We start from the raw sequence: 12,135 nt of genomic DNA on the forward strand, positions 1-12,135 counted from the left end.
GTTGAATATATGGGGAGGAAGAATATGGTGAAAACAGTGGGAATTGTCAGTTTATCAAGTGGAACAATTGGGGAAGATTTTATAAAGCATGAATTGGATTTAGGCATTGACAGGTTAAAGAATTATGGGTTGAAAGTAAAGTTTATGGATCATGCTTTAAAAGGAATTGATTATTTAAAAGAGCACCCTGATAAAAGAGCAGAAGACCTTTTACAGGCATTTTCCGATTCGGAAATCGATATGATATTGTGTGCCATCGGTGGTGATGACACGTATCGACTGCTTCCTTATTTGTTCGAGAACGGAGAACTGCAAAAGGTAGTTACAAAGAAAATATTTTTAGGATTTTCAGACAGTACCATGAACCATTTTATGCTTCATAAAGTAGGATTAAATACTTTTTACGGACAGTCATTTCTTTCCGATATCTGCGAGTTAGGAAAAGAAATGCTGCCTTATACAAAGGAATATTTTGAAGAATTGATTACGACAGGCACAATTAAGGAGATTTCCCCAAGTGATGTGTGGTATGAGGGAAGAACGAATTATGATGAAAATCAGGTAGGAGTGGAGCTTCCGGAAAAGCCTAACAGGGGATATGAGCTATTACAGGGAAGTGCTGTTTTCTCCGGTAAAATTTTAGGTGGATGTTTGGATACCATATTTGATATATTTGATGGTGAGAGATACGAAAATTCACCGGAGCTTTGCAGTAAATATCAATTGTTTCCTTCTAAAAATGAGTGGAAAGGAAAAATTCTGCTTTTGGAAACCAGCGAAGAAAAGATGATACCGGATAAGCTGAAAAAGGCGCTTTTGAAATTAAAAGAGACCGGAGTGTTTGAAGCAGTGAATGGATTGCTGATAGGAAAACCCATGGATGAAACTTATTACGAAGAGTACAAAAAAGTGCTGATAGAAACGATTGATAATCTTGCATTACCGATTGTATATAATGTCAATATAGGTCATGCACTTCCAAGATGTATTATTCCTTTTGGAATTGAGGCGACAGTGGAGGTAGAGAAACAAAGGATTAGTTTTCAGGCAGAATAATTGTAAAAAGACATCGACAGCAGTCTGTGATGGGATTGAAAAAACGCCAATGATATGCTAATATTATCTCTGTTAATTAAAATATACAGAGAAAAAGGGAGAAAATTATGAGGTATGATTATCTAATAGTAGGCGCAGGTTTGTTTGGCGCAGTGTTTGCTCATGAGGCAAAGAAAAAGGGAAAGAGATGTCTGGTTATTGATAAAAGACCTCATATTGCCGGAAATGTTTATTGTGAAGACATAGAAGGGATACATGTACATAAGTATGGGGCACATATTTTTCATACTTCTAACAAAGCAATTTGGGAATATATGAACCAATTTGCAGAGTTTAATAATTACATTAATTCTCCCATTGCAGTATATAAAGATGAGTTATATAATCTTCCTTTTAATATGAATACATTTAGTAAAATGTGGGGAATTCGTACGCCAAAAGAAGCAAAAGAGATCATTGCACAGCAGATTGAAGAATTACATATTACAGAACCTAAAAATCTGGAGGAACAGGCGCTTTCTTTAGCGGGAACAGATGTTTATGAAAAGCTGATAAAGGGATATACAGAAAAGCAGTGGGGACGTCCGTGTACAGAGCTTCCTGCATTTATTATCAAAAGGCTTCCCTTCCGCTTTACTTATGACAATAATTATTTTAATGATATTTATCAGGGAATACCAAAGGGCGGATATACAGCGATTGTAGAAAAAATGTTGGAAGGTATAGAGGTAAAAACCAATACGGATTATTTTACATTCAGAAAAGAGAATGAAAATATAGCGGATAAAGTGGTATTTACAGGAATGATTGACGAGTATTTCGGATATCAACTGGGAGCATTGGAGTATCGTTCTGTGCGCTTTGAAACAGAAGTTCTGGATATGGATAATTATCAGGGAAATGCTGTGGTAAATTATACAGACAGAGAGGTTCCTTATACAAGAATTATTGAGCATAAGCATTTTGAATTTGGAAAACAGGAGAAAACTGTTATTTCCAGAGAATATTCTTCAGAATGGAAAGTGGGAATGGAGCCTTATTATCCGGTAAATAACGAGCAGAATAATGAACTGTTTGAGAAATACAGAGAATTGGCGGAAAAGGAAATAAACGTGATATTTGGAGGACGCCTTGGTAATTATAAGTATTACGATATGGATAAGGTTGTAGAAGCAGCACTTCAGACGGCAGAAAAAGAGCTGGCAAGAAAAGATAGGAAGTAGATGACAGAGTGAGCAGAAAAGAACTATTGGAAAAATATAAAGACATCATTCCCTATCTGTTTTTTGGAGTTTGTACAACTGCTGTAAATATGATAGGATATTGGACTTTGGCATATTTGTGTGATTTTGGGATGATGCCGAGTACAGTTATAGCGTGGCTTTTGGCTTTGATTTTTGCTTATGTTACAAACCGTAAATGGGTATTTAAAAGTGAAGCAAAAAATCCGGCAGAAATAGTAAGAGAAGCATTTTATTTCTTTATTTGCCGATTGAGCACCGGTGTTGTTGATTGGGGAAGTATGCTCCTGTTTGTGGGTGTTTTTCGTCTAAACGATATGTTTAGTAAATTTGCAGCCAATATTATCGTGATTTTGTTAAACTATATTGCAAGCAAAAGGATTATATTTAAAAAATCGAAATAAAATTTTATATAAAAGAGAAACTATGGAGAAAATCTATGGTTTCTTTTTGCGTTTCAGGAGAAATACATTATCCGTTTTCTAAAATGGATTAAAAAACTCTAGTATTAAAACGGAAAATATGCTATGATGGGTAACAGAGAATACAAGATATAGTATAGGATGAAATTAAAGGAGCAAGGAAATGAAAAATTATATCAGTCAGGTGATGAAGAAATTTCCTGAAGCAGAATATAATGTCTGTAAGCTGGAACAGGGATATGAGCGTTTGAAAAGAGAAAATATGACAGAGGAAGATATTTTACAGGCATTGACGAAGGCTGCCGTGGAACTGACGCAGGAGACAGAACCAAAATGGGAATACATCGGTGCCCGCTTTTTATATATGAAATTTGAAAAAAGGTTAAAAACAGAATTGGCGAAAAGAGGAATTGAAAGTTTCTACGAGAAAATCCAGTATCTTACAAAAGAGGGATTATATGGGAGTTATATTTTAGAAAATTATTCGGAAGAGGAAATTCTGGAAGCAGAAAGTTATATGAAGCCAGAACGCAATAACCTATTTAATTATTCGGGACTGGATTTGCTCTTAAATCGTTATGTTATTCAGACCCATGACCATATTAAACTGGAAACACCGCAGGAAATGTACATGGGAATTGCCCTTCATCTGGCAATGAAGGAAATGAAGGATAAAATGAAGTGGGTGAAGAAGTTTTATGACATGCTCAGTAAGCAGGAAGTGACCATGGCTACACCTACCTTGTCAAATGCAAGAAAGCCATACCATCAGCTTTCCAGCTGCTTTATTGATGTAGTACCCGATAGCTTAGAGGGGATTTACAGAAGCATTGATAATTTTGCAAAAGTCAGTAAGTTCGGTGGCGGTATGGGAATGTATTTCGGAAAGGTGAGAGCAACAGGAAGTACCATACGAGGCTTTGAAGGAGCGGCGGGAGGCGTTATCCGCTGGATACGTCTTGTCAATGATACTGCCGTAGCTGTGGACCAGCTGGGGGTACGACAAGGGGCGGCTGCGGTATATTTAGATGTATGGCATAGAGATTTACCTGAATTTTTACAGCTTCGTACCAATAACGGAGATGACAGAATGAAGGCTCATGACATTTTTCCGGCAGTGTGCTATCCTGATTTGTTTTGGAAAATGGCAAAGGAGGATTTGGAACAGAAGTGGCATTTAATGTGTCCTCATGAAATTTTTATGGTGAAGGGATGGCGTTTGGAAGATTGCTACGGAGAAGAATGGGAAGAAAAGTACAGACAGTGTATAGAAGATGAACGAATTAAAAAACGCAGCATTACCATAAAAGAAATTGTACGTATGGTTTTAAAATCAGCAGCAGAAACGGGAACACCTTTTACCTTTAACAGAGATACGGTAAATCGTGCCAACCCCAATGGGCATAAGGGAATGATTTATTGTTCTAATCTGTGCACAGAGATTGCCCAGAATATGCAGGAAACAGAAAGTATCTCCACTGAAATTAAAACAAAAGACGGTGAAACCGTAGTGGTTACAACCACAAAACCGGGTGATTTTGTGGTATGTAATCTGGCGAGTCTTTCTCTTGGGCATCTTTCCGTAGAAGATAAAAAATACATGAAAGATATTGTCGGGACAGCGGTAAGAGCCCTTGATAATGTGATAGATTTGAATTTTTATCCTGTTCCCTATGCACAAATTACCAATCAAAAGTACAGAGGAATTGGTCTTGGAGTAAGCGGATATCATCATCTTTTGGCAAAGAAAAACATTCTTTGGGAAAGTGAGGAGCACTTAAAATTTGCAGATGAATTGTTTGAAATGATAAATTATTTTACTGTTTTGGCAAGTGCGGATTTGGCAGAAGAGAAAGGTACTTATCAATTTTTTGAAGGCAGTGACTGGCATACCGGCGCATATTTTGAAAAGCGAAATTACGTGTCAAAAGAATGGAAAGAATTAGAGTATAAAGTAAGAAATACAGGTATGCGAAACGGTTATCTTTTAGCAGCAGCGCCTACCAGCAGTACCAGTATTCTGGCAGGAACTACGGCAGGGCTGGACCCTGTTATGAAGAAGTTTTTCATGGAAGAAAAGAAGGGAAGCATGCTGCCGAGAGTAGCTCCGGATTTGTCTTTGGATACTTATTATTACTACCGGAATGCGCATAATATTGACCAGAGTTTCAGTGTAAAAGCCTGCGGTGTCAGACAGAGACATATTGATCAGGCACAGAGCTTAAACTTATATATTACCAACAATTATACGCTGCGACAGCTTTTTCACCTGTATGTAGAGGCATGGGAAGCAGGAGTAAAAACGATTTATTATGTGAGAAGTAAATCCCTTGAAGTGGAGGAATGTGAAAGCTGTGCTTCATAGGAAGAAGGAGAACGAGATGACAGAATTAAAGAAAAAACCGCTGTTTAATCCAAGTGGAGACACAGATGTGCGTTTTCGCAGGATGATTGGCGGAAATACTACTAACTTAAATGATTTCAACAACATGCGGTATGGATGGGTGAAGGGCTGGTATCGTCAGGCAATGAATAATTTCTGGATACCGGAGGAAATCAATCTTTCTCAGGACAGAAAAGACTATGGGGAGCTTTTAGGAAAAGAGCGTCAGGCTTACGATAAAATTTTGAGCTTTCTGGTGTTTTTAGACTCCATTCAGTCTGCAAATTTGCCTTGTATCGGAGAATATATTACGGCAAATGAAATAAACTTATGCCTTTCCATTCAGACCTTTCAAGAATGTGTGCACAGCCAAAGTTATAGCTATATGTTGGATACAATTTGCAGTCCGGAAAAGCGTAATGAGATTTTGTATCAGTGGAAAACAGATGAAAGGCTGTTAAAGAGAAATACCTTTATCGGCGAATTATATAATGAATTTCAAATGAAAAAAGACAGCTTTACACTGCTGAAAGTCATGATGGCAAACTATATTTTAGAAGGAATTTACTTTTACAGTGGTTTTATGTTCTTCTATAATTTAAGTAGAAATGGGAAAATGCCCGGCTCTGCGCAAGAAATTCGTTATATTAACAGAGATGAAAATACTCATTTGTGGCTGTTTCGAAATATGATTTTGCAGTTAAAAGAGGAAGAACCGGAGCTTTTTACGAAAGAAAATATACAAGCTTTAAAGGAAATGCTGATGGAGGGTGTGGAGCAGGAGATTGCGTGGGGGCACTATGTTTTGGGAGACGATATCCCCGGAATTTCAAAAGAAATGATTACAGAATATATAAAATATCTGGGTAATTTACGCTTTACAGGCTTGGGCTTTGACGTAGTGTATCCGGGATATGAAAAAGAGCCGGAGAGTATGAAATGGGTGAGTTATTATTCCAATGCAAATATGGTAAAGACAGACTTTTTTGAAGCGAAAAGTACCGCTTATGCAAAAAGTACGGCTCTTTTAGATGATTTATAGAGGAAAATATTGACTTTCTATCGGGCTTAATACTATTCTATAAAAAGATGTTGGAGTCAAAGTTCTTTGGCACCGATATTTAACGCTTGAAACAGGAGGAAAGTAATTAAGTGGAAAAGCAGGAAATTCTGGCGATTTACGGAACAGAATATAAACAAATGACAAAAACTCTTTTACAGGAAGCGGATTTAGAAGGCCGAATTTTAAGCAAAGAGTGTAAAATAGGAATAAAACCAAATTTGGTAGCACCTTCTGAGGCTTCTTATGGAGCAACTACCCACAGTGAAATTGTGGCGGGAATTATTGAATATTTGCAGGAAAGAGGTTTTTCTAATCTGGTAATGTTGGAAAGCTCATGGGTAGGAGATAAAACAGCAGAAGCAGCGGAGGTCTGCGGATATTATGAGCTTTCGGAGCGATACCATGTGCCTTTTATAGATTTACAAAAAGATACGTATCAAACATATTCCTGTCAGGGAATGGAATTGAAAATCTGCGACGAAGTAAAAAGCTTAGACTTTTTGATTAATGTGCCGGTTATGAAAGGGCATTGTCAGACAAAAATCACCTGTGCACTGAAAAACTTAAAGGGATTGATACCGAACTGCGAAAAAAGGCACTTTCATGCTATGGGACTTCATGAACCCATTGCTTATCTGGCAGCAGAAATTGCACCGGATTTTACAGTGGTTGACAGTATTTGCGGAGATTGGGATTTTGAAGACGGGGGAAATCCGGTGGAGTTAAACCGTATTCTGGCTGCGACAGATCCGGTGCTTTGTGATGCTTATGTATGTCATTTTATGGGGTATGAGGTGGAGGAAGTACCGTATATAAAAATGGCGGAAGCATTAGGGGCAGGGGACGCATGCTGGGAAAATGTGCAGCTTCGTGAGTTGAATACACCGAAACAGGGAGAATATATTCCGAAAGAGAGAAAAGTAGTGGAGGTTTGTGATGCAGTAGAGGAAGTGGAGTCTTGCAGTGCTTGTTACGGTTATCTTTTGCCGGCTCTTTGGCGGTTGAAGGAAGAAGGACTTTTGCAAAATTTGACGGAGAAAATCTGCATCGGACAGGGATATCACGGAAAAGCAGGAAAACTGGGAGTAGGGAACTGCACGAGAGGATTTCAAAATTATGTGAAAGGATGTCCGCCTACCGAAGAGGAGATTTATGAGTTTTTGAAAAATTATACAGTGGGAAGATAAAAAATAGGACAGTCGCTTCACGATTATTCAATCGTAAAGCGACTGTCCTATTTAAAAAACATTTTTTATTAAACGGTAATCCATCCCATTGCTTCTGATACAGCAAATACCAAGATCAGAATTAAGCAAATAGGAGCAATCCATTTCAGCATAATGTTATAGAACTTCTTAAACTTAAATGCTCCGTTTAACTCTACCTCATCAGAAACTACGTTAGAACCAATAAAGTGTCCGATACAGATACAGGTCAGGATTGCAACGATTGGCATCAATACACTGTTGCTCAGGAAATCAAAGAAATCCAGAAGACCAAGACCGATAATCTTGATAAAGCTTAAAGGTCCGAAGCCTAAGGAAACAATAGCGCCTAATACCAGCACATAAATGGCAACAGAGATTGTTGCTTTTTTTCTGCTCCATCCAAGTTTATCTCTTATAATAGAAACGTTTGTTTCTAAAAGAGAGATAGAAGATGTCAAAGCTGCAAATAATACCAGAAGGAAGAACACAGTTCCGATTACACCGCCCAGAGTCATATCTTCAAAAACCTTAGGAAGTGTAACAAACATTAAGGAAGGTCCTTTGCCCAGTGCTGCTTCGTCACCGCCTGAAAATACAAAAACAGAAGGAATAATCATCAAACCTGCCAGAAAAGCAATCGCAGTATCGAAGATTTCAATCTGTCTTACAGATTTTTCCAGATTGCAGTCCTTCTTCATATAAGAACCGTAGGTAATCATAATTCCCATTGCAAGGGACATGGAATAGAATAACTGTCCCATAGCTGCAAGTACCGTAGTAGCGGAGAATTTAGAAAAGTCAGGAAGCAGATAATATTTCACACCCTCCATAGCGCCGGGGCGTGTGATACAAAAGACGGAAACGCCTATAATCAGTACGATTAAAAGTGGCATCATAATACGGCTTGCCTTTTCAATTCCTTTTTCTACGCCGAAAATAACTACAACAGCAGTAATGATAACGTATAATGCAAACCAGAATACAGGAGAACCTGCCTGGCTGATAAAACCGTTAAAATACTCGTCACCGGCAGCAGCAGCAACATCACCTGTCAGAAAGGTTACAAAATATTTAATGACCCAACCGCCGATTACGCAGTAATAAGGTGTAATAACAAAAGGAACGATACACGCCAGATAACCTACAAATTTAAAACGTTTATCAAGGGCTTTAAAAGCGCCGACAGCACTTAATCCTGTTTTACGTCCAATGGCAATTTCTGTTATCATAAGAGTGAAGCCAAGAGTTACCGCAAGGATTAAATATACTAGCAGGAAGATACCTCCTCCGTATTTTGCAGCAAGATAGGGAAATCGCCAAAGATTGCCAAGACCCACAGCAGAACCTGCAGCGGCAAGGACGAAGCCCATTTTGTTTGAAAAAGAACCTCTTTTTTTGTCCATAAACATCACCTCTTAAATTTTTAATTATGTAGATACAGTCAATGACACTTTAAAGTGATACATTGGCCGGGATATATAGCCCTTATTATGCCACTGAATTGTAAAAAAAACAAGAATTTTCTTAAAAAAATTAAAAAAAAATAAAATTCCTGAAAAGTACGAAATCTACTTGACGAAGATGCGGATATATGGTAGACTAAATAAGTCTGAAGAAGAAAAGAAAGCAGAGTATCCACTCTCACCTTAGCACAAATGAGTGACTATGGTTTATATGAAGATAATGAGGCGCAAGGCGTTTTCTTATGCGGATAAACAGTGGATAGTTTGCAGAACTATCCTTTTTTATATATAGGAAACTGCTCTGTGAATTCTTGTTCTTTCTTTCATCAAGTTCAAGCAGCCAAAGGCTGTAAGGGTTTATCAATATTATGGAGGTGCACTACTATTAGCGATTTAATGATTAACGAACAAATCAGAGATAAAGAGGTCCGTCTTATAGGCGCAGAGGGAGAGCAGCTGGGAATTATGTCTGCCAGAGAGGCGCAGAAGCATGCGGCGGAGGCAGGATTAGACCTTGTGAAGATTGCTCCTACGGCAAAACCACCGGTTTGTAAAATTATCGATTATGGTAAGTATAAGTACGAATTAGCCAGAAAAGAAAAGGAAGCTAAGAAGAAACAGAAAACCATAGAAATCAAAGAAGTGCGTTTATCCCCGAATATTGAGGAAAACGATTTGAACACGAAAGTCAATAATGCCAGAAAGTTCCTGACAAAAGGAAATAAGGTAAAAGTTACTCTGCGTTTCCGTGGGAGAGAGATGGCACACATGCAAAGCAGCAAATGTATTTTAGAGAAATTTGCTGAAATCCTATCTGATGTTGCTGTTGTAGAAAAAGCACCAAAGGTAGAAGGAAGAAGCATGACTATGTTTTTGACGGAAAAACGTTAATAAGAAAAAGAGTTTAAGGAGGACATAAACATGCCAAAAATGAAAACAACTAAAGCAGCTGCAAAGCGCTTCAAATCAACAGGTACAGGTAAATTAAAAAGAAATAAAGCTTATAAGAGCCATATCTTAACAAAGAAATCTCAGAAGAGAAAAAGAAATCTTAGAAAAGCAGCTATCACAGATGCAACTAATGTAAAGAACATGAAAAAAATCTTACCTTACATCTAATCGTTTGTGTGTAAGTATGTGTTTAATATAGGAGGAAATTAAGAATGGCAAGAATTAAAGGCGGATTAAACGCTAAGAAAAGACATAATAGAGTATTGAAACTGGCTAAAGGTTACAGAGGAGCTCGTTCCAAACAGTATAGAGTAGCAAAACAGTCTGTAATGAGAGCTTTAACAAGTTCTTACGCAGGCAGAAAACAGAGAAAACGTCAGTTCAGACAGTTATGGATTGCACGTATCAACGCTGCTGCAAGAATGAACGGATTATCTTACAGCAAATTTATGTACGGTTTAAAATTAGCTAACGTTGATTTAAACAGAAAAGTATTAGCTGATATGGCTATCAATGATGCAGCAGGATTTGCTACATTAGCAGAATTAGCAAAATCTAAATTAGCTTAATAGAAGATTGGAAAGAGTTGTTACATATTAATGTGACAGCTCTTTTTAAGTTTAAAACCTGTATTTAAGCAAACAAGGAGACAGACTTATGTATCGGATTTTAATTGTGGAAGATGACATGGATATTGCCCATGCAATTAAAAAGCATTTAGAAGCGTGGAATTTACAGGCGCGGTGCGTGGAGAATTTTGCAGATGTAATGACAGAGTTTTCTGCATATAATTATCATCTTGTGCTGATGGACATTACGCTTCCTTTCTTTAACGGCTATTACTGGTGTCAGGAAATCAGAAAAATATCTCAAATTCCTGTTTTATTTATTTCCTCTGCATCAGACAATATGAATATAGTAATGGCAATTCAAATGGGCGGAGATGATTTTGTGGCAAAGCCCTTTGATTTATCGGTGTTGACTGCAAAGATACAGGCATTGCTTAGAAGAAGCTATGATTATACGGGACAGGTTTCTGTTTTGGAGCATAAAGGTGCGCTTTTAAATACAGCGGAGGCGGTTCTTTTTTATCAGGACGAAAAAATTGAATTGACAAAGAACGAATACCGGATTTTACAGACCTTGATGGAGAATAAAGGAAAAATCGTAAGCAGGGAACGTCTTATGGAAAAGCTTTGGGAAAATGACAGTTTTGTAGATGAAAATACATTAAGTGTCAATGTAAACCGTCTGCGGAAAAAGCTGGCTCAGGCAGGCTTGTCCGATTTTATCACTACAAAGGTGGGAATGGGATATACCATTGCTATTTAAGCAAGTAAGGAGAACGTAATGAAAGTATTTTCAATCTATATCAAGAAACAAGGGGGAAAAATTCTCTTTTATCTGTTATTTTCCGCTGTCTTTTTCTGCCTTTTTTTCCTGTATCAAATTCCCCTTCATGCGGCGGTTTATGCAGTTTTCGTGGGTAGTGCTTTTGGAATAGCTGTTTTGATTTTTCAGTTTATAAAATTCCGTCAGAAATATGTCCAACTGGAAAGAGCAGTAAGCCAGAAAGAATTTTTGCCGGAAAACCTGCCAAAGGCAGAGGGCGGACTGGAGGCAGAATACGAAAAGCTTGTGGAGCGGTTGTATGAAAACATCCAAAATATGGAAAATATATATAATGAAAAAGAGTTGGATATGCTGGAATATTATACTTTATGGGTACATCAGATTAAGACGCCCATTGCTTCCATGTATTTAAAGCTGCAAGGAGAAGACAGCGAATTTTCCAGAGAAATCGGGACAGATTTAATGCGTATTGAGCAGTATGTGGAAATGGTGCTCTGCTATCTGCGCCTTGACAGCAGCGAAAAAGACTATGTTTTTCGGGAATATTCCTTAGACAGTATTATAAAACAGGCAGTACGCAGATTTGCACCGCAATTTATCCGTAAAAAGATAAAGCTGGAATATGAAACCACCAATGCAGTGATTTTGACAGATGAAAAGTGGCTGCTTTTTGTGCTGGAGCAGCTGCTGTCCAATTCTTTAAAATATACAAAGCCGGGAGGCTGTATTTCCTTACAGTGGAAGCCGCCGCAGCTTTTGGTAGTGAAGGATACGGGAATTGGAATTGCCAAAGAAGATTTGCCCAGAATTTTTGAAAAGGGCTATACGGGATATAATGGAAGAGAGGATAAAAAGGCGAGCGGCATAGGCTTATATTTGTGTAAAAGGATTTGTGAAAAGCTGGGATACGGAATTTGGGCTGAGTCTGAAATTCATAAGGGCACAGAGATGATTTTGGATTTAAAGAGAAAAAAACTGGAAATAGAATAACAATC

At 37.8% G+C, this 12,135-nt stretch carries 12 protein-coding genes; 11 read left to right on the forward strand and 1 reads right to left on the reverse strand.

The window, feature by feature from the left end; all coding sequences use genetic code 11:
* Positions 1-24: 24 nt before the first annotated feature.
* The 6 genes from CGC63_RS04610 to CGC63_RS04635 all read left to right on the forward strand — a co-directional run bounded on the left by CGC63_RS04610 (position 25) and on the right by CGC63_RS04635 (position 7,352).
* Positions 25-1,056 carry a S66 family peptidase gene (locus CGC63_RS04610; protein WP_009246830.1) on the forward strand — a complete coding sequence of 344 codons (1,032 nt, stop codon included), beginning with the start codon at positions 25-27 and terminating at the stop codon, positions 1,054-1,056.
* 107 nt (positions 1,057-1,163) lie between these two features.
* The gene (gene glf, locus CGC63_RS04615) at positions 1,164-2,279 is read left to right on the forward strand and encodes a UDP-galactopyranose mutase (RefSeq protein ID WP_004223339.1); all 1,116 of its coding nucleotides are present in this window, start codon (positions 1,164-1,166) and stop codon (positions 2,277-2,279) included.
* Between the two features lie 8 nt (positions 2,280-2,287).
* On the forward strand, positions 2,288-2,701 hold the full coding sequence (locus CGC63_RS04620) for a GtrA family protein (protein WP_004223336.1): 414 nt from the start codon (positions 2,288-2,290) through the stop codon (positions 2,699-2,701).
* Positions 2,702-2,882: 181 nt separating this feature from the next.
* The gene (locus tag CGC63_RS04625; protein ID WP_004223333.1) at positions 2,883-5,084 is read left to right on the forward strand and encodes a ribonucleoside-diphosphate reductase subunit alpha; all 2,202 of its coding nucleotides are present in this window, start codon (positions 2,883-2,885) and stop codon (positions 5,082-5,084) included.
* Between the two features lie 16 nt (positions 5,085-5,100).
* Entirely contained in the window at positions 5,101-6,144 is a 1,044-nt protein-coding gene (locus tag CGC63_RS04630) for a ribonucleotide-diphosphate reductase subunit beta (RefSeq protein WP_040351278.1), read from the forward strand.
* Positions 6,145-6,254: 110 nt separating this feature from the next.
* On the forward strand, positions 6,255-7,352 hold the full coding sequence (locus CGC63_RS04635; protein WP_004223325.1) for a DUF362 domain-containing protein: 1,098 nt from the start codon (positions 6,255-6,257) through the stop codon (positions 7,350-7,352).
* Between the two features lie 68 nt (positions 7,353-7,420).
* Here the strand turns inward: CGC63_RS04635 and CGC63_RS04640 are convergent, their stop codons facing one another.
* A complete protein-coding gene (locus CGC63_RS04640) occupies positions 7,421-8,776 on the reverse strand; it encodes a sodium-dependent transporter (RefSeq protein WP_009246826.1) in 1,356 nt (451 codons plus the stop codon).
* Positions 8,777-9,232: 456 nt separating this feature from the next.
* Between CGC63_RS04640 and infC the strand changes: the two genes are divergently transcribed.
* The 5 genes from infC to CGC63_RS04665 all read left to right on the forward strand — a co-directional run bounded on the left by infC (position 9,233) and on the right by CGC63_RS04665 (position 12,130).
* Positions 9,233-9,727, forward strand: a complete 495-nt coding sequence (gene infC, locus CGC63_RS04645; protein WP_004223314.1) for a translation initiation factor IF-3 — start codon at positions 9,233-9,235, stop codon at positions 9,725-9,727.
* Between the two features lie 30 nt (positions 9,728-9,757).
* On the forward strand, positions 9,758-9,955 hold the full coding sequence (gene rpmI, locus CGC63_RS04650) for a 50S ribosomal protein L35 (RefSeq protein ID WP_004223312.1): 198 nt from the start codon (positions 9,758-9,760) through the stop codon (positions 9,953-9,955).
* A 44-nt stretch (positions 9,956-9,999) separates the two neighbouring features.
* On the forward strand, positions 10,000-10,356 hold the full coding sequence (gene rplT, locus CGC63_RS04655) for a 50S ribosomal protein L20 (RefSeq protein WP_004223310.1): 357 nt from the start codon (positions 10,000-10,002) through the stop codon (positions 10,354-10,356).
* Between the two features lie 88 nt (positions 10,357-10,444).
* A complete protein-coding gene (locus tag CGC63_RS04660; RefSeq protein ID WP_004223308.1) occupies positions 10,445-11,119 on the forward strand; it encodes a response regulator transcription factor in 675 nt (224 codons plus the stop codon).
* Positions 11,120-11,137: 18 nt separating this feature from the next.
* A complete protein-coding gene (locus CGC63_RS04665) occupies positions 11,138-12,130 on the forward strand; it encodes a sensor histidine kinase (protein ID WP_004223296.1) in 993 nt (330 codons plus the stop codon).
* Positions 12,131-12,135: the final 5 nt, after the last annotated feature.

The organism is Blautia hansenii DSM 20583 (genome assembly GCF_002222595.2).
Classification (GTDB): Bacteria; Bacillota; Clostridia; order Lachnospirales; family Lachnospiraceae; genus Blautia; species Blautia hansenii.

Coding starts and splice junctions, on each gene's coding strand:
- CGC63_RS04610 (WP_009246830.1), top strand. CDS start 25: ATGGTGAAAACAGTGGGAATTGTCAGTTTATCAAGTGGAACAATTGGG.
- glf (WP_004223339.1), top strand. CDS start 1,164: ATGAGGTATGATTATCTAATAGTAGGCGCAGGTTTGTTTGGCGCAGTG.
- CGC63_RS04625 (WP_004223333.1), top strand. CDS start 2,883: ATGAAAAATTATATCAGTCAGGTGATGAAGAAATTTCCTGAAGCAGAA.
- CGC63_RS04630 (WP_040351278.1), top strand. CDS start 5,101: ATGACAGAATTAAAGAAAAAACCGCTGTTTAATCCAAGTGGAGACACA.
- CGC63_RS04640 (WP_009246826.1), bottom strand. CDS start 8,776: ATGGACAAAAAAAGAGGTTCTTTTTCAAACAAAATGGGCTTCGTCCTT.
- infC (WP_004223314.1), top strand. CDS start 9,233: ATGATTAACGAACAAATCAGAGATAAAGAGGTCCGTCTTATAGGCGCA.
- rpmI (WP_004223312.1), top strand. CDS start 9,758: ATGCCAAAAATGAAAACAACTAAAGCAGCTGCAAAGCGCTTCAAATCA.
- rplT (WP_004223310.1), top strand. CDS start 10,000: ATGGCAAGAATTAAAGGCGGATTAAACGCTAAGAAAAGACATAATAGA.
- CGC63_RS04660 (WP_004223308.1), top strand. CDS start 10,445: ATGTATCGGATTTTAATTGTGGAAGATGACATGGATATTGCCCATGCA.
- CGC63_RS04665 (WP_004223296.1), top strand. CDS start 11,138: ATGAAAGTATTTTCAATCTATATCAAGAAACAAGGGGGAAAAATTCTC.